At 59.7% G+C, this 17501-nt stretch carries 14 protein-coding genes and 2 pseudogenes; 10 read left to right on the forward strand and 6 right to left on the reverse strand.

All coding sequences use genetic code 11. The features are described from left to right. Positions 1–4 precede the first annotated feature (4 nt). The 7 genes and pseudogenes from V6L81_RS13625 to V6L81_RS13655 form a co-directional block, all read left to right on the forward strand. Positions 5–2092 carry a TonB-dependent siderophore receptor gene (locus V6L81_RS13625; RefSeq protein ID WP_338660036.1) on the forward strand — a complete coding sequence of 696 codons (2088 nt, stop codon included), beginning with the start codon at positions 5–7 and terminating at the stop codon, positions 2090–2092. A 74-nt stretch (positions 2093–2166) separates the two neighbouring features. Then, positions 2167–3366: a siderophore biosynthesis protein PvsA gene (locus V6L81_RS13630; protein WP_338660037.1), complete on the forward strand. Its 1200-nt coding sequence runs from the start codon at positions 2167–2169 to the stop codon at positions 3364–3366. Next, complete coding sequence (locus tag V6L81_RS13635) at positions 3363–5144, forward strand: IucA/IucC family protein (protein ID WP_322213016.1); 1782 nt, start codon at positions 3363–3365, stop codon at positions 5142–5144. Before V6L81_RS13630 ends, V6L81_RS13635 begins: the two co-directional genes overlap by 4 nt. Beyond that, complete coding sequence (locus tag V6L81_RS13640) at positions 5129–6271, forward strand: MFS transporter (protein WP_338660038.1); 1143 nt, start codon at positions 5129–5131, stop codon at positions 6269–6271. The genes V6L81_RS13635 and V6L81_RS13640 overlap by 16 nt, the downstream gene beginning before the upstream one ends. Continuing rightward, positions 6268–8028, forward strand: a complete 1761-nt coding sequence (locus V6L81_RS13645; protein WP_338660039.1) for an IucA/IucC family protein — start codon at positions 6268–6270, stop codon at positions 8026–8028. Before V6L81_RS13640 ends, V6L81_RS13645 begins: the two co-directional genes overlap by 4 nt. Continuing rightward, positions 8025–9209 (forward strand): type III PLP-dependent enzyme, encoded by a 1185-nt coding sequence (locus V6L81_RS13650; protein WP_130871571.1) that lies wholly within the window; start codon positions 8025–8027, stop codon positions 9207–9209. Before V6L81_RS13645 ends, V6L81_RS13650 begins: the two co-directional genes overlap by 4 nt. Positions 9210–9285: 76 nt before the next feature. Next, positions 9286–9393 (forward strand): annotated as a pseudogene (locus V6L81_RS13655) (GNAT family N-acetyltransferase); the annotation flags it as partial. 58 nt (positions 9394–9451) lie between these two features. Here V6L81_RS13655 and V6L81_RS13660 read toward each other — a convergent pair. The 3 genes from V6L81_RS13660 to aroE form a co-directional block, all read right to left on the reverse strand. Next, positions 9452–9829, reverse strand: a complete 378-nt coding sequence (locus V6L81_RS13660; RefSeq protein ID WP_095000458.1) for a DUF1640 domain-containing protein — start codon at positions 9827–9829, stop codon at positions 9452–9454. Positions 9830–10086: 257 nt separating this feature from the next. Beyond that, a complete protein-coding gene (locus tag V6L81_RS13665; protein WP_338660040.1) occupies positions 10087–11529 on the reverse strand; it encodes an MFS transporter in 1443 nt (480 codons plus the stop codon). Positions 11530–11590: 61 nt separating this feature from the next. Next, positions 11591–12406 carry a shikimate dehydrogenase gene (aroE, locus tag V6L81_RS13670; RefSeq protein WP_322213013.1) on the reverse strand — a complete coding sequence of 272 codons (816 nt, stop codon included), beginning with the start codon at positions 12404–12406 and terminating at the stop codon, positions 11591–11593. Positions 12407–12610: 204 nt separating this feature from the next. Here aroE and V6L81_RS13675 point away from each other — a divergent pair, with 204 nt between their 5' ends. After that, positions 12611–13300 (forward strand): HAD-IA family hydrolase, encoded by a 690-nt coding sequence (locus tag V6L81_RS13675; protein ID WP_095000455.1) that lies wholly within the window; start codon positions 12611–12613, stop codon positions 13298–13300. A 26-nt stretch (positions 13301–13326) separates the two neighbouring features. Here V6L81_RS13675 and V6L81_RS13680 read toward each other — a convergent pair whose 3' ends face one another. Next, positions 13327–13797: an FAD/FMN-containing dehydrogenase gene (locus V6L81_RS13680; RefSeq protein ID WP_095020054.1), complete on the reverse strand. Its 471-nt coding sequence runs from the start codon at positions 13795–13797 to the stop codon at positions 13327–13329. Positions 13798–13947: 150 nt separating this feature from the next. Between V6L81_RS13680 and yghX the strand changes: the two are divergent. Then, positions 13948–14831 (forward strand): annotated as a pseudogene (gene yghX / locus V6L81_RS13685) (YghX family hydrolase). A gap of 5 nt (positions 14832–14836) precedes the next feature. Here yghX and V6L81_RS13690 read toward each other — a convergent pair. Next, the gene (locus tag V6L81_RS13690) at positions 14837–15019 is read right to left on the reverse strand and encodes a DUF1289 domain-containing protein (RefSeq protein ID WP_095018063.1); all 183 of its coding nucleotides are present in this window, start codon (positions 15017–15019) and stop codon (positions 14837–14839) included. Positions 15020–15022: 3 nt separating this feature from the next. Further along, positions 15023–15394 (reverse strand): hypothetical protein, encoded by a 372-nt coding sequence (locus tag V6L81_RS13695; protein WP_095000451.1) that lies wholly within the window; start codon positions 15392–15394, stop codon positions 15023–15025. 411 nt (positions 15395–15805) lie between these two features. On the opposite strand from V6L81_RS13695, the gene mqo reads away from it, so the two are divergent. Further along, the gene (gene mqo, locus V6L81_RS13700) at positions 15806–17452 is read left to right on the forward strand and encodes a malate dehydrogenase (quinone) (protein WP_095018062.1); all 1647 of its coding nucleotides are present in this window, start codon (positions 15806–15808) and stop codon (positions 17450–17452) included. Positions 17453–17501: the final 49 nt, after the last annotated feature.

Here is a 17501-nt window from a genome sequence, read left to right on the forward strand (position 1 = left end):
TCCAATGAAAACAATATCCCTACACTTTTCACTGAGCCTCATGACACTGGGTATTTGCCAGGCTGCCATGGCCGCCGATCAACAACCCCCCGGCCATAGCGTTGAGCTGGCGCCCATGACGATTGAGGGCGATGTACTGGGTGCCGCCAGCGATCAGGAAGTGCGTACCTATGCCGGGAGTCGCAGCGTCATCGATTCGAGCGACCTGAAAAAAGCCAGCACCCGTGGCCTGGATGATGCGCTGCAACGGGTTCCGGGCATCAAGATTTTCGACGAGACCGGTACCGGTGCGCTGCCCCAGATTTCGGTGCGCGGCCTGTACGAGAGCCGCAGCGGACGCATCCAGGCCTTGTCGGACGGCATCCCGCTCGCGCTGGCACCCTATGGCCAGACCGGCCTGTCGCTGTTCCCAATGACCATGGCCACGGTCGACCGGGTTGATATCGTGCGCGGGGGCGCAGCGGTGCAATACGGTCCGAACAACGTCGGCGGGGTGATCAACTTCATCAGCAAGCCGATTCCCCGCGAATGGGAAACCACCCTGCAGGAGAAAACCACGTTCAATGCTGGCGGGCGCCAGTTGTGGGATACCTATATGGGCACCGGCGGCTACCTGACCGACAACTTCGGGCTGCAACTGGACATCAATACCCTGAGCGGCGAATACGGGCGCGAACACTCTGATACCGATGTGCAGAACTACCGCCTGCGCGGCCAATGGAACATCGATGATGACCGGGATCTGAGTTTCGGCGTTCAGCATTACAAGGCCGACATGGACCTGGCCGGAGCCCTCAGCGTCAAGGACTACAAGGACGACCCGCGTCAGTCAACGCGCCCGCTGGACCGCTTCGAGGGTGACACGGATCGTGTGTGGGGCACTTACACCCAGCGTCTTGGCGCCATGGGGCCGTTCGATTCGGTGGAGTTCAGCTGGACCAACTTTGCCCACAACAGCTACCGCAATTTCGTCGTAGGCCTGCCGTTCACTCCGGACGGTACGGCCGTGACCAAGCAGGACGGCCCGCGTGACTTCAAGGTTTGGGGTTCGGAGCCGCGCATCAGCGCCACCATCGATGGCGACACCGTCGGCCAGACCTGGCTACTCGGTGCCCGCTATGTCAGCGAAGACATCAGTTACAAGGTCAACCGGCAGAGTCTGGCTACGGGTGTGACTGCACCGTTTCGCGACTGGAAATTCGATGACAGTGCTCGTGCCTTCTACATCAGCAACGCCATCAGCCTGCTTGATCATCGCCTGACCATCACCCCCGGCGCGCGCTATGAAAACGCGCGCATGAACTACAGCGATGGCATCACCGGGTTCGAGCGCGAGAACAAGTCTGAAGAATGGCTGCCGGGCCTGACCGTGGGTTACCAGGCCAACGACGCCTGGTATGTCTATGCCAACGCCCAGAAGTCCCTGCGTCCGCCTCAGGTTACGCAGATCGTCAAGGAAGGTGCGGTCGGTGCCGAGCTGGCCTGGAACTACGAGACTGGCGTGCGTTACACCCCGTGGGAGGGCATGCGTGTCGACTTCAACTTGTACCGCATCGACTTTGATGACCAGATTGTCTACAACGCCACCACCGACCGTTTCGACAACCTTGGCAGCACACGTCATCAGGGTTTCGAGACCGATATTTTCTGGACCCCGCAGGCCATGCGTGATCTGGACCTGCATGCCGGTTATGCCTACCTCGATGCCAAACAACGCAACGGCACTTACAAAGACAACGAAGTGCCGTACTCCTCGCGAAACCAGTTTATGGTGGATGCCCGCTACCGTTTTGCCGAACACTGGACCTACAACCTCGACGGTCTGTACATCAGCAAGGCCTACACCGACGCTGCCAATACCCGCGAAGAAAACGCCTCTGCCAGCGTGGGTGAACTGCCTTCTTACTGGGTGTGGAACACGGCTATCGAACGTGAGTTCCCGCTGGCCGACAAGAGCATCCTGACCGCCTCGGCGGGCATCAGTAACCTGTTCAACCGCGAATACTATTTCCGAGGTATCGACACCAGCCCTTGGGGTCGTCAACCCGCGCCAGAGCGTTCGCTCACCTTAGGCGTCAATTACCGCTTCTAAACCGCGCACACGCGCTTTTGTAAATCAGTTGCCCATCCTGCGGGACGGGCAACTGTTGCCCCCAGGAAAGTGCCATGCAACGTCCATTCGTCATCCTTGCTCACGTCGCACACCCAGCCATTCTCGAGGGCTTTATGCCAGCCGCGCAGCAGCGCGGGCTGCCAATTGTGCTGATCACCGATCATGCTCAGGAACATCGTCGCCTGCTTGCCGGCTCGTCTCTTTCGCCGGACCGGCTGCAGGTGATCGAATGTGATGTATTCAACCCGCTGGCGGTCATCGAAACCCTCAATGGCCAGGGTTTGCGCCCGGTTGCCGTATTTTCCAACAGCGATCACCTGCAAACCGCGACAGCAGTCGTGGCGGAGGCGTTCGAGTGCCCCGGCAAGAACTGGCGGTTGTGCCATGCCGCCAAGAACAAGGCCGCCATGCGTGAGCGCATGCAGCGTCTGGGCCTGCCCGGGCCGTGGTTCCAGGTGCTTGCCTCGGGCTGCGCGTTGCCTGCTGATGCGCCATGGCCAGTGGTGGCCAAGCCCCGTGAAGGGGTGGCCAGCCTGGACGTGCGCTTGTGTCACAACGCCGCTGAACTGAGTGCTTACTGTGAACGGTTCTGGGAGCAGCAACCGGACCGTGCACTGCTGCTGGAGGCTTACCTGGAAGGGCCACTGTTCACCCTTGAAACCCTCGGTGACGGTCGTAGCCTGCAAGCCATTGGCGGCTTTGACGTAAGCCTTTCTGCGCCGCCCCATTTTGTCGAACTCGCTGCCCGCTGGAATGGCCCGCTAAGCAGCGCACAGCGTACCGCGGCGCTGGCGCAAGTGGCGGCATTCGGGGTCAATTTTGGCGTTTGTCACAGCGAATTCATCCTCACCGCACAAGGCCCGGTGCTGGTCGAGATCAACTATCGCAGTATCGGTGACGGCCGCGAGTTTTTGCTGGACCGGCTGCTGCCACAGGGCTGGTTTGACCGAATCGTTGCCCTGCATCTGGGGCAGGCGCTGGTCGACGCACAACCGGCTCGGGCCCAGGCAATCGTGCACTATCTGGTGGCCGAGCGTTCGGGGCGGCTGGATCAGGCCAGTGCCAGTTTCAATGTCGAATCCGCAGACCACTGGTGCGATTACCGGGCGCTGCAACATCCCGGCGACACGGTGACCATCAGCCACTCCAACAAGGACTACGTCGGCGTATTGCGCCTGATTGCCCCGGATGACGTGAGCCTGGATGCGCAATTGCATTCGACCCTCAACGACCTGAAATGGGTGGTGGCATGAACCTGCAACCAGAAGTTGCCGATCAGGCCTACATCACCCGCCGCATCATCGATTGCTGCCTGCGTGAAGATATCCGCGGAGTTGTCAGTCAGGGCCGGATCTGTCCGCTGCCCGAGGCGTTGCATCAGCTGCTTGCGCATCAACCCAGCGGCATCTGGCTGCGGATCACCGATCTGGCGGCTGACGAGTTGTGGCTGCCAGTGGTCAAGGCGTATCCGTTGCAGGATTGGAGTGTTACCGGCGATGCCTGGATCCGGGTATCGCGACAGCACCCGCCTGAGGTCCAGCGTGGCTACTCACTCTGGCTTGGCCATCTGAGCCAGGGGCTGGACGCTGAAAGCCTGGGGTTGTTCGAGGCGTATCTGAAAGAGGCCGATTGCGCCACGCAACACCGGACCCTGTGCAAGCAAGCCGGTCAACGCAATGCCGCCGCGCTCGGCGATGTGATCGGGCTCCAGCACTGGTCGCAGCGCCTGTTGAAGATTGACCAGCTGGCCAGCTATCTGGACCACCCGTACTACCCGACTGCACGGGCCAAAAGCGGCTTCGATGGCGCAGCCCTTGAACGCTATGCGCCGGAGTTTGCACCGCGTTTCGAACTCAACTGGCTGGCGATCCCCAGGCAGGCCATGACCCTCACCAGTGTGCAGCCGCCGCACTGGCCGGGTTTCGAGGAAGTAGGCTTGCCAGGCACTTTGCACAACAGCCACTCACTGCTGCCGGTGCATCCGTTGACCTGGGCTGTGCTTGAACAGTATGGCTTGCCTGAGGGCGCACTCAAGGCGCCACGCACGGCCATGCAGGTTGAGCCGACGCTGTCTGTGCGTACGGTGGTGTGCATTGATCAGCCTCATTGGCATATCAAATTACCGTTGCTGGTCACTACCCTGGGCGCGCGCAATCTGCGTCTGATCAAGCCAAGCACCCTGTACGATGGCCACTGGTTTGAAACCACCTTGCAGGCGCTCGCCAGGCGAGATCCGGAGTTGGGATCACGCTATTTGCACGTAGATGAACAACACGGCGGTCATGTCGCCCAAAGCCGTCATCTGGCCTATATCGTGCGCCGCTATCCGGCGGGGCTGGAGCACACCACACTGGTGCCGGTGGCTGCACTGGCCAGCCCTCTTGCGGGTGGGCGCCTGTTCCTCGAACAGCTGGTCGAGCGTTTTTATGCCGGCTCCCTGCAACACTGGCTCGACGACTACCTTGACCTGTTACTGCAGGTTCATCTACGGCTGTGGCTGCGATACGGCATCGCGCTTGAGGCCAACCAGCAGAACGCCGTGCTGATATTCGAACACGGCCGGCCAATGCGCCTGTTGATGAAGGACAACGACGCCGCGCGCCTTTGGCCGCAACGTTTCGCTGCAGCTTGTGCTGATCTTGCCGGGCTGCCAGCCGCCTTGCAGGATGAGCGCATTCGTGTCAACAGCAGTCAGCCTTTGGCCGAGATGTTCTGCACCATCACCCTGCAACTGAATATCGTCGCAATTTTGCAGGCCATTGCGGCAGCGGGGCTGGCGCCTCAAGCCAGCCTGTACGACACGCTGCGCCGGCGCTTGACCGGTTGTCTGCAGCAGCTCGAAGCCGAAGGCATCAACTGTGACGACGCACGCCGCTGGTTGCTCGACAGCCCAAGGTTGCCGGTCAAGTACCTGCTCAGCGCCGGCAGCCTGTTCAGCAAGGCCCATTCCGGTGCCAGTGATATCAACAAGTTCTATGGCTACAGCGCGGCGAATTTCCTGCTGGAGGAGGTGCCATGCAGCGCCGTTTAATCGCCAGCGTCTTGTTGGGGCATTACCTGTCGGCCTTTACGGCGCTGGGGATTCCGCTCTATCTACCGCGCATCCTGGGCGACCTCGCGCCCGGCTTGCCGGGATGGGCCATCGGCGTGCTGTTTGTCCTGCCAACCCTGTGCACCGCCCTGGCCGCGCCAGTATGGGGGCGCTGGGCCGATCGCAACGGTTGTCGTCTGTCGTTGCTGCGCGCCCATGCCGGGTTGTTCGCGGGTTTTCTGCTGGCAGGCTTGAGCCCCAATCTGACCGTGTTCGTGCTGGCATTGGTTATCCAGGGCACCTTCGGCGGAGCAATGGCGGCCTCCAACGCCTACCTGTCGACCCAGCTCAAGGGCTCCGGGCTGTCCCGCGCCCTGAACTGGACTCAGTATTCGGCACGGCTGGCAATGATCAGCGGCCCGATCCTGCTGGGGCTGCTGACCTCCCGGGGCTTGGGCATCAACCTTTACAGCTGGCTGGCGTGGTTGCCGCTGCTGGCTTTTGTTCTGGTGTTGGCACTGCCCAACGACAAGCCCGGGCATGCCCTGGACCGCAAACAAAAACCGCCGCCAGGCCAACTGCCAGCCGACATGGCGCGCCTGCTGGCGGTGCAGTTTCTGTTCAGCTTCGCCATGGTGGTCACCTTTCCCTACTTCATGCCATACGGTGAACAATTGGGGATAGGTAACGACACCTTGATCGGTGTGCTCTACAGCCTGCCGCATTTGGTTTATCTGCTGGCCTTGCCCTGGGTCCACAAGCATCAGGGCAACGTCCTGTTGCCGGGGCTGGCGCTGCTGGCGATCAGCAATGCGCTGCAATTCTGGAGCGTGCAGGCAGAGCCGTTGTTCGCCCTGCGTCTGCTCAGTGGCGCGGGCATGCTGCTCAGCTTTGTCGGGCTGCACCGCTGCCTTAGTCAGCGCAGCCGGCAAGGCAGTGCAGGGCGCCTGTTCGGCTGGTTTGACTCCAGCGGCAAATGGGCCGGTACCGCTGCCGGTGTTACGGCTGCTCTGGTCACTCAGACCTGCGGCATTGCATCCCCTTTTCTGGTTGCCTGCCTGGCTGCCATGGCCGCCATGGTCATGGCGCGCCCTCTAATGATCACTTCCCGGGAGATTCCGGCATGACGTTCGTTCCCAATACCTTGTCCCTGAATGACCATGCCCTTGATGGTGAAGCCCAGCGCCATGCCATCGAGTGCCTGCTCAATTGCTATTTGCGCGAATATGCATTGCCGCGCAACGAAGCCGATCTGAATTACCAGGCACAGGATGTGCCGATGAGCCTGCGTCAGGCCGGCGCTCGTTGCATCAGCATCAGCCTGCCGGGCGGCCGTTTGGTGGTGCGCATCGACAGTGCCAGCCTGCTGGGCCGCTGTCATTACATCGGCGCGCCTTATTTCAAGGGCAACCAGCAGGGCTGGCGGCCACTGGAGGCCCGGGAACTGGCCAGCCTTCTGTGTACGCCACTGAGCGGTGCCGGGCGTGTCGGCGAGATGCTGCAACAGTTCGCCAACAGCCTGCAGATCACCCGGGCCTTCCTGCGTCATTCCCGTCCGGCCAACGAAGCTGCCGACAGCCTGCTGGCATCCGAGCAGCATCAGCTCTGGGGGCATGCCCTGCACCCGACACCGAAAAGCCGCGAAGGTATTTCCCATAACGATTTGCTGGCCTGCTCGCCTGAGGTTGGGGCGTGTTTTCAGTTGCACTGGTTCAAGATCGACCCGGCGCTGTTTCGCCATCAGGGTGAGGACCCGCGCAGTACCCTGCAGCAACTGTCGGGGCGCGACGACGCCTATCCGTGTCACCCCTGGGAAGTCGCCCGCATACTGGCCGATCCGCTGGTGCAGCGGGCGCAACAGCAGGGTCTGATCGAATACCTCGGCCCTCTGGGTCAGGCCATGTTCCCGACCTCGTCGGTGCGTACGCTCTACCACCCGCAACTGGCTTATTTCATGAAGTTCTCGATGCATGTGCGGCTGACCAATTGCGTACGCAAGAATGCCTGGTATGAGCTGGACAGTGCCGTGGCCCTGACTCATCTGCTCCGGCCGGTCATGAGCGAGCTGGCAATCCGGCAACCGGACTTTTTGCTGATGCCCGAGCCCGCAGCCTCCAGCCTTGATCTCGGTGCTTTGGGTACGCTGGAGCAGGCCCGCGAAGTCACCGAATGCTTCGGTATCGTTTACCGGGAAAACCTGTCCATGGCCGATCGCGGGGCGTATCAGCCGCAGGTGGCAATGGCGCTGTTTACCTGGGACTTGCAAGGTCGCAGTGTCTGTCGTCACCAGGTTCGACGTTATGCCGACATCACCGGCCTGGGCATTGAGCAGGCCACGCTCAACTGGCTGGATGCCTATGCCGCGAAAATGCTCGGCGGCGTGCTGCACTGCCTGTTCCGTCAGGGGGTGGCGCTGGAGCCGCATTTACAAAACACGGTTGTCGGCTTTGCTCAGGACGGCTTGCCGAACCGGGTGTGGATCCGCGATCTGGAGGGCACCAAGCTGGTTCCTGAAATCTGGCCGGCAGAACGCTTGAGCGCGCTCGACGAGCGTACCCGCAACTCGGTGTACTACAGCGCGCAAAAGGCCTGGCAGCGGGTGGCTTACTGTGCGCTGGTGAATAATCTGGGTGAGGCGATTTTTCATCTGGCCAATGGTAGCGATGCTCTGGAACAACAGTTGTGGACGCGCACCGGCGAGCTGTTGCACGAACAGTGCGCGTTTCTCGGTCATCCGCAGCAGCTGCGCGAGTTGTGCGCCGGTGCGCCATTCCCCGGCAAGGAAAACTTTATGACCCGTCTGATGATGCGCGCCGATCGCGAGGCAGGTTACACCCAGCTGCCCAGCCCATTGGCGTTTATTGCAAAGAGTAAGTGCGCATGACTCTTCCTGTCGCTGTCACCCGCTGTATCGATCAGCTCAAGGCTGAACACGAGGGGCCATTGTGTGCCTATGTCTACGACTTGCTTGCCCTTGAACAGCATATAAAGGCAATGCGCGAGGTGCTGCCCGATAACTGCGAATTGTTCTATGCCGCCAAGGCCAACCCGGAGGCGCGGGTGTTGAAAACCCTTGCACCGTGGGTAGACGGTTTCGAAGCGGCCTCGGGCGGGGAGCTGGCCTGGCTGCATGAGCAGTGCCCCGACGAGCCACTGATCTTTGGCGGCCCGGGCAAGCTTGATCGTGAACTGGATATCGCCATGCAGTACAGCGTCTCGGCGTTTCATGTAGAGAGCGTGACCGAGCTTCGCAGTCTGGCGCGCATCGCTCGCCAGCGTGGCGTGAGGGCTGCGCTGATGTTGCGCTTGAACCTCAAGCTGACGCAGGCACCGCAGAGCAGGCTGGTCATGGGCGGCAAGCCCACGCCGTTCGGGCTGGACGAGCAGGGGCTGGCAAGTGCACTGCAATTATTGCGCGAAGAGCCGTCTCTGGAGCTCAAGGGGCTGCACTTTCATATGCTGTCACACCAGCTGGATGTCGATGCGCACCTTGCGTTGATACGCAGCTACTTCCTGACTTTCCGCCAGTTGTGTGTCGACCACGACCTGCAACTGCCAGTGCTGAATGTCGGAGGCGGCATGGGCATCAACTACCAGAACCCGGCGCAGTCGTTCGACTGGCCAAGGTTTTGTCAGGGGCTCAAGGGGCTGGTTGATGAGTTCGGCATGGGCGCGACCCGAATCCGCTTCGAAATTGGTCGCTTTATCAGCGCAGCCTGCGGCTATTACGTCATGCAGGTGCTGGATATCAAAAGCAGCCACGGCGAATTTTTTGCCATTGGTCGAGGCGGCACTCATCATTTCCGCACGCCTGCAGCGCAAGACCATAACCATCCGTTCACGGTTATGCGAGGCACAAATCCCCCGCAGATAAGCGGTCAGGACGTCACCCTGGTAGGCCAGTTGTGCACGCCCAAGGATGTGCTGGCCAGGCAGCAACCTGTTGCGCAACTGGCGATTGGTGACCTGCTGGTGTTTAGCCTGGCGGGTGCCTATGCCTGGAATATCTCGCACCAGAACTTCCTGATGCACGAACCGCCTCTGAAGGTGTTTATCGACGGGTGATGTCATGGAGTTGCCAGCCAGGGTGCCGGCAACTCCATCCTTGGCAATCAGCCATCCACGCTGATTCCTGGTATGCATCGAACTCTATAAAGAGCTCGGTTATCAGGAAACCCATAGGGCCACGCAATACGGCTTTGCCCGGGTTTTCATGCGCAAGCTGCTTCAAGCCCAAGCTGGATACTGAACAGCCCATAATGATGGAGGCTGTTCAGTTGAAGTCATCACCCAGGTCGGTCAGGGATTTACTCCCCCAGTAAAGCCCTGTTGAGAAAGTCATATCCCAATTTGATCGATGGCACGCTGATGCAAATGAAGATGATGCCGAACTGCCAGTGAACAATCTTGCCCTGGGCCTCCAGCGCAGTAATTGACGAGCGCAGTTCGAGGCCTTGTTCCTTGACGGATGACCTGAGCTCTACACCTTGCTCCCTTATCAGAACGCGCAGTTCAGCGCCCAATTCTGAAATGGAGGCTTTCAGGTGCCGTTCGGTTTGCCCCAGGTCTGATTTGGAGGCGAGATCTTTCACTTCATTCTCCCAGGCTTCGACAACGGCTTTAGTTTTACCTGAAGGCATACTGATGGATGTCAGCGCGTCGTAAAGGGTAATGGATGATTTCATATTGTCTCCTGCGATTGGCAAGTGACGTCGGGCCGCCATCTGACGCCTGACTCCTGTCACTGTGAGGGCGATTCACTCCTTGCCTGAGATTCTACTTTTATCCCGAATCAATACAGTCAGACCTTTCTTAGCGTTGCGTCAGTCGCGGTGGTATTTCTGGTGACCGATTATGATTACGAGTAGAGCAGCATCGTGCTGGCGCAAAAAAGCCTGCAGTCAGCAGGCTCTTTGCATGAGTCAGGTTGCAGCACGCAGCATCAGCGTGGCGTCGGTTGCACCACCGGCTGTGGCGTCATCTGCGGAGCGTTGTGAGCAGGCAGCATTTCCCAGGCATCACGGGGCTCGTCCAGATCTCGGTTGAGGGTTTCCGGGGTCTTGAAGGTGGTGTACAGGGTGATCAGCGTCAGCAGCGACAGGTAGCAGGCAATCGGCAACCAGGCGCCGATACCGGCGCTGGCATCGCCATCGTGGCTGGCCACGACCAGAGCGATCAGCCCGGCGCCAATCAAGGGCGCAATACCGCCAGCAATCACCGCCGAGGCTTCCCGGGCAATGGATACGCCCATATAGCGGTGGCGCGAGCCGAACAGTTCAGGCATCAGCGCCGCCTGGGTGCCGAACATGCCCCAGGTGCCGATGCCCAGCGCGATAGAGATAGCAATAATGCTCGCGATCACATTGCCCTGGCTCAGTATCCACCATACCGGGAACGCCAGTGCCAGTTGCAGCAGCGCAAAGGCCCGGTACACCACTACACGGCCAAAACGGTCGCTGAGTTTACCGGCAATCGGCACGGTCAGAGCACCCAGGCTGGCGGCGCAGATCAAGGTGAGCACGCCCACCGGCCCTTGCAGGCCGACCACGCCAACGATGTAACTCACCGCCAGGGCCTGATAAATCGAAGACCCGCCGTTTTCTCCCAGGCGTAGGCCAATGCCCAGCAGCAGCGTCGGTTTTGAGTGTTTCATCGCACTTTTTAGCGGGTTGTCGCAGACGCGCTTGAGGGCCTTGAGGCGGATAAAGGTCGGCGATTCCTTGAGCGACAGGCGCATGTAAAGGCCCAGGGCGACGATCACCACGCTGCTGAAGAACGGTATGCGCCACAACCCGCTTTCGAGCACGTTGTCACTGCTGCTGATAACCATGAAGTACACCAGAGCGGCAAGGATGGTGCCCAGTTGAATGCCAAGGAAGGGCAGGGCAGCGTAAAAACCGCGTCGACCCGGGGGTGCATACTCGGTCATCATCACTGCCGCGCCGGCCTGTTCGGCACCTGCACCGAGGCCCTGGAGCAAACGCAGCACCACCAGCAGCACCGGGGCCAGGTAGCCGACTTGATCAAACGTGGGCAGGGCACCGATCAGGGTGCTGGAAATACCCATCAGCAACACCGTGGAGGTGAGCACGAACTTGCGTCCCACGCGGTCGCCGATCATGCCGAACAGCACACCACCCAATGGCATTATCGCGAAGCCCAGGAAGTAGGTGCCGAAGCTGGCAATCAGGCTCATGGTGCGGGTTTGTTCAGGAAAGAACAGCGGCCCGAAAATCAGCGCCGCTGCCAGGGTGTAGAGGGCAAAGTCGTAGTATTCCAGCGCACTGCCCAGGGAGCAGGCCCAGGCGGCGCGGTGCAGGTCTTTTTTGTGTTCCGGGCTTTCGGGGACCAATTCAATATCAGATGAAGCATGATCGTGAGTCATGTTGGTACCTTCTGGTAGGCGCCTTTACGGCATCTTGTTATCGATAGGCAGCAGGGGGGGCTTACAATTTGAGTCGATGTATCTCCTCGAGCATGGCCTGCTCCATGATGTCGATGGGGGCCTCCATGCCGGTGTACAACTCGATTTGCCGGCAGGCCTGCTGCACCAGCATGCGTGTGCCGGACACGGTGCGGCAGCCCAGCGCGGCGGCTTGCAGAAGCAAGGCGGTACGCACGGGCATAAAGGCTACATCCATGACGATCAGATGGCTGGCCAGCAGCCCGTCCAGCGGATTGTTGTCGGGCTGCTTGAAGCCCACGCTGGTGGCATTGATCACGATGTCGAAATCCCGGGCTGCGAAGGCCTCGACACTGCCACCCCAGTGCGCGCCCAGGTCTGTGCTCAGGGCCTTGCCCCGTTCACTGCTGCGGTTGAACACCGTGACCCGGGCTGCCGCTTGCAGGCAGCCAAAGACCACGGCCCGCGCTGCGCCTCCGGCGCCGATCACGGCAATGCGCTGGTTGTTGAGTTCGCAGACTTCCTGCAGGGCGCGTACTGCACCGAGGTAGTCGGTGTTGTAGCCGGTGAGAACGCCGTCGATGTTATTGATGGTGTTGACCGCGCCAATGACCAGTGCGGACTCATCGATCGCGTCCAGATGCTCCATCACCACGGTTTTGTAGGGCATGGACACGTTCATGCCGCGCACACCCAATGCGCGGATGGCCGCGACGCCCGCCACCGGGTCCTCGATGCCGAAGCAGACGAAGGTGTAGTCCAGGCCCAGGGCCGCGTAGGCCGCATTGTGGATTTTCGCAGAGAGAGAAAAGGGCGAGCCCATGATCGAACCGCACAGGGTTGGCAGGGACTGGGGCATGCGTGCCTCCTAGTATTGGATTTATGAGTGGGGCAATAAGCCCACTTTCAACCCCTGCAGCGCAGTGTGCCAATCGTATATGGTGATGCCGTGATCACGGATGCTGATCACCAGCTGAGAGTTGATGATTGGCGATGACTGCAGCACATTGTGCTTCTCCCGGTGTTATGGTGCTGAATCCTTCCTGCCAACGGATTTGTTGTGATGACTACACCGCGTGCTGCTGTCGGCCCGATCAAGGCCGTGATTTTCGATATGGACGGGTTATTGCTGGATACTGAGGGTATTTACACCGAAGTCACGCAGATCATCGCCGAACGCTACGGTCGCACCTATGACTGGAGCATCAAGCAGCACATCATCGGCCGTGGCGCCCTGGACCTGGCAGAATTTCTGGTCAAGGCGCTGGAATTACCGATCACCGCGCAGGAATTTCTGGTTGTCCGCGAGCCGTTGCTAAAAGAACGCTTCCCCAAAGCCACGGGCATGCCGGGTGCCGAGGCGCTGGTGCGCCATCTCAAGGCCCACAAGGTGCCAATTGCCGTGGGCACCAGTTCATCGCAACATTCCTTTGCCCACAAAACCACCTTGCATGGTGAGTGGTTTGAGCTGTTCGACACCATTGTCACCGCTGACGACCCTGAAGTGGGGGCAGCCAAGCCTGCACCGGATATCTTCCTGACGGCGGCACGGCGCCTGGGTGTTGCGCCCGAGCACTGCCTGGTATTCGAAGATTCGCCTTTCGGGGTAACGGCTGCCAAAGCCGCCAACATGACTGCGATTGCCGTACCTGATGTAGCCATGGCCGACAGCAAGTACACGCATGCCGACCTGATCATCCGCCAGCTGGCCGACTTTGATCTGGCGGCTTATGGTTTGCCGCCGATGCGATAAGTGCTAGCCAGATCCCTTACACGCGATTATTGCACCGGCAGTTTTTCCAGTGCCGCACGCAATTCGTCGGCGCTGGAAAACTCTTGCTGTGACATTAGTTTGCCACTATCCAGTTGCAGCCACAGTACCTTGTCTTCGGCACCGGGGTACTGGGCGGCAACAGCCCCGTCGCGGTCAAGCACAACACGGTAGCTGTAGTCACGCATGGCCGGGATGGCGATAAATTTGCCGATCAGCGAGGGCATGCGCTGCACATCGGCGAGAAACACCACATTGCGTGCTTCCAGGTAGCCCTTGGCCCGGTTTTCCAGCGCAGCCTTGACCAGCTTGGAGCCGTCCATGTTGCGCGCCACCAGTAGCACGCGGGTTTTTTCGTCCAGGGTGTAGGGTTGGTCATGCTGGTCGTTCAGGGTCCATGGCGTCAGGCGCTCACCGATATTCGCGGCCTGGGCCAGCATGGAAAACGCGCTCAACAACAGCACAAGTGCAATTCTCACCGTTTGATACCCCTTCTGTTAATGGTTCTGGCCTGACAGGTTTCAGGCATGGCCGGTATGGTATCCCACAGCACAAGGTAAAAGGCCTGAGACGCATTTAGCTACAAATTGCTCTATGGTTAAGCGCTACCGGCCCAAGGAAACGCCAAGATGACGCGTCTGACAGCGAAAGACTTTGCCCCTGAATTACTTGAGCTTTATGACTACTACGCCCACGGCAAGATCAACCGTCGCGAGTTTCTTGACCGTGCTGCTGTATTCGCCCTGGGCACCACTGCGTTATCGGTGCTGACGGCGTTGAGCCCAGACTACGCACTCGCCGAGCAGGTATCCTTTACCGACCCGAAATCATTGCCGAGTACATCATGTACCCATCGCCCAGGGGCAACGGCCAGGTGCGCGGTTATCTGGTGCGGCCAGCCAAGGCAGCGGGCAAGCTGCCAGCCGTGGTGGTGGTGCATGAGAACCGCGGGCTGAATCCTTACATCGAAGATGTTGCCCGGCGCCTGGGCAAGGCGGGATATATCGCTCTGGCACCCGATGGCCTGACGTCAGTGGGCGGATATCCCGGCAATGACGAGCAAGGCCTGGCGCTGCAGCAAAAAGTCGACCCTGCCAGGCTGATGAATGACTTCTTCGCGGCGGTGGAGTGGTTGATGCAGCATGATGCCAGTACCGGCAAAGTTGGGATTACCGGGTTCTGCTATGGCGGCGGGGTGGCCAATGCGGCGGCAGTGGCCTACCCGGAGCTGGGAGCTGCAGTGTCGTTTTACGGGCGCCAGCCCGGTGCAGACGAGGTCGCCCGTATCCAGGCACCGTTGATGCTGCACTACGCCGGGCTGGATACACGGATCAATGACGGCTGGCCAGCTTTTGAGCAGGCGTTGAACAGCAACGGTAAAGTCCATGAAGCGCATATCTACCCGGGAGTGAATCACGGCTTTCATAACGACTCGACGCCTCGCTACGATGAAGCCGCGGCTACTCTGGCCTGGAACAGGACCCTGGGCTGGTTCGGCAAGTATCTGGCGTAGCGGGCTTAGCCGTTCTTCTTGCGCAGGCTCTTGAGCCGAGCGCTGGCGCGCTGCACGGCGGCCATTTTTTCCGGGCGCTTCATGCCCCGCCACTTGCGGATATCTTCCCGGGTTCGACCGCAGCTCACGCAGAGCTCACCACTTAACTGGCAAACTGCAATGCACGGGTTTTCAATGTCTTTTGCCACAGTTCAACTGCGTCCGGTCTGTTTTTGCGCCAGGCGCTTGGGCCAGTTGCCGCCACAACTGCGCTGGCACTCTTCTTCTGAATCGAAGAATACATGGGCCGAGCCGTTACGCACCTTTACACCGGCATCCGCCAGCGCCTGGGCCGTCAGCTCACCCATATAGCGCGCCTCGCCATCGGCCAGGGCGAAGTCTTTGCTGGCTTGCGTATCGAACACCCAGACCACCTTCAGGCTGGCCGGGAAGGCCTCGTAGTCAACAACATGGGTCAACCAGGCAAACCCCGGGATCTGTGATTTGGCCGTTTCGCAGGCCTCGGTCAGGGAGGTGATCAGGCGACGTTCGATCTGTGCCTGGGTGCGTTTGCTTAAAGACATGGGTGAATCCTGTTGATAGGCGGGGCAAAGGCACGATTATACCTGAGCGCGGGGCTTGGCTACTGCTGCTTCGCCCAGAGTGCCACCTGAGGTAGAATGTCGCGGTAAGTCGGCTGGCCGCCCTGGAGCGTCATGCCCACGCAGGTTCCCCGGAAGGAGCCGCGAGCAGGCCGGACATCAAGGGAGTCACATCCGCTGTACCCAAAATGTTACCCAAGTAGCTGAAGCCAAGACCAACAAGAGATCAGCGCCCAAGGTACATGAAGTGAGGTCTGTAACGTGCACAGGCCTTATATGTCTGCCCGTTCGGGGCTTGAAGCTGGCTCGATTGCAGGTGACCGTCTGTAGTGGGTCAGGCAAATTCAGGCACCGAGTGCCGGGCAGATGGCGTTTTATCTTAGGTACTACAACATGTTAAAAAAAATGAACAAGGGGCTACTGGGCCTGGCGCTGACCATGGGGATTACCTCCGTGCATGCGGCAGAACCTAAACACGTGGATGTACTGCTGATCGGCGGCGGCATCATGAGCGCTACTCTGGGTGTATGGCTCAACGAGCTGGAACCCGGCATGTCCATGGAGATGATTGAACGTCTCGATGGCGTTGCCCTGGAAAGCTCCAACGGCTGGAACAACGCAGGTACCGGTCACTCCGCCCTGGCTGAGCTGAACTACACGCCGGAAGACAAGAACGGCAACGTTGAAATCCCGAAGGCCATTGAAATCAATGAAGCTTTCCAGGTATCGCGTCAGTTCTGGTCGTGGCAGGTCAAGAACGGCGTACTGAAAGATCCGCGCTCGTTTATCAACTCCACGCCGCACATGAGTTTTGTGTGGGGCGATGACAACATCAAGTTCTTGAAAAAGCGCTATGAAGCCCTGCAGGCCAGCCCTCTGTTCGCGGGCATGCAGTACTCCGAAGATCCAGTGCAGATCAAGAAGTGGGTTCCGTTGATGATGGAAGGGCGCGATCCCAACCAGAAAATCGCGGCCACCTGGTCTCCGATCGGTACTGACGTGAATTTCGGCGAAATCACACGCCAGTTCGCGGCTTACCTGCAAACCAAGCCTAACTTCTCGCTGAAACTGTCGAGCGAAGTTGAAGACATCAAGCGCAATGAAGATGGTTCGTGGCGCGTGGTGTACAAAAACCTGAAAGATGGCAGCAAAACCGAAACTGACGCCAAGTTCGTCTTTATCGGCGCTGGCGGCGGTGCCCTGCACCTGCTGCAGAAGTCCGGCATTCCTGAAGCCAAGGAATACGCAGGCTTCCCGGTTGGCGGCTCGTTCCTGGTAACCGATAACCCGACTGTTGCCGAGCAGCATCTGGCCAAGGCCTACGGCAAGGCTTCGGTTGGTGCGCCACCGATGTCGGTTCCGCACCTGGACACCCGCGTGCTGGATGGCAAGCGCGTTATCCTGTTTGGCCCGTTCGCGACTTTCTCGACCAAGTTCCTGAAAGAAGGTTCGTACTTCGACCTGCTGACCAGCACCACCCCGCACAACATCTGGCCAATGACCAAAGTGGGTATCGAACAGTACCCACTGGTTGAATACCTGGCCGGCCAGCTGATGCTGTCGGACGAAGACCGCTTCAATGCGTTGAAAGAGTACTTCCCGAACGCCAAGTCCGAAGACTGGCGCCTGTGGCAGGCCGGTCAGCGCGTGCAGATCATCAAGCGTGACGAAGAGAAGGGCGGCGTGCTGAAACTCGGTACCGAGATTGTCAGCGCCAAAGATGGCAGCATCGCCGGTCTGCTGGGCGCATCCCCGGGTGCCTCCACGGCTGCACCGATCATGCTCACCGTGCTTGAAACCGTGTTCAAGGACAAGGTTGCAACACCGGAGTGGCAAGCGAAGCTGCACCAGATCGTGCCGAGCTATGGCACCAAGCTGAACGGCGATCCTGATCGCGTTGCCCAAGAGTGGGCCTACACGGCTGAAGTCCTGCAATTGACTCCACCACCGGCGATCCCGGCGGCAACTCACACTGCAACGCCTGCTACGGAGCCGGCAAAGCCTGCTCCAAGCAACCCAGCGGCTGACATGGCGCTGTAAAAAAACGGCCCCACCCGAAGCTGCTCGGGTGGGGCTGCTTTATCTCGCG

Origin of the sequence: Pseudomonas bubulae, assembly GCF_037023725.1 — a bacterium.
Classification (GTDB): Bacteria; Pseudomonadota; Gammaproteobacteria; order Pseudomonadales; family Pseudomonadaceae; genus Aquipseudomonas; species Aquipseudomonas bubulae.